At 45.9% G+C, this 331-nt stretch carries 1 pseudogene; it reads left to right on the top strand.

Annotated elements, in window-relative coordinates:
* Positions 1–331 (top strand): annotated as a pseudogene (locus tag N8L90_RS09395) (gamma-D-glutamyl-meso-diaminopimelate peptidase); the annotation flags it as partial.

Here is a 331-nt window from a genome sequence, read left to right as displayed (position 1 = left end):
CAACAAGTGTAAGTACATCGGCAAGCGCATCAGCCTCAACAAGTGCTGTAGCGTCTACATCGGCAAGTACATCGGCTTCAACAAGTGCTTCTCAATCACAAGCTGGAGTAACTTCTGAACTTGCAAAACCAGTAGCATCAGAAACAGCTTCAAACAAAGAGACATCTGTTCGTCAGGGAGATGCAGCTAACACAACAGCTAACGCAGCTCTTTCAAAAGTTATCACTGACAGCCTCGCATCTCTACAAGCAGTCGAAACTCGTTTGAGCCAAATCACATCAACGACTTCAAGTTTGGTTGATACAACGACAACAGCTGCCGTAGCGACTAC

It is taken from the genome of Streptococcus mitis (genome assembly GCF_946190115.1).
In the GTDB taxonomy this organism is placed as follows: domain Bacteria; phylum Bacillota; class Bacilli; order Lactobacillales; family Streptococcaceae; genus Streptococcus; species Streptococcus mitis_CO.
The sequence above is the reverse complement of the archived record's forward strand: the minus strand, read 5'-3'. Positions and strand labels throughout refer to the sequence as shown.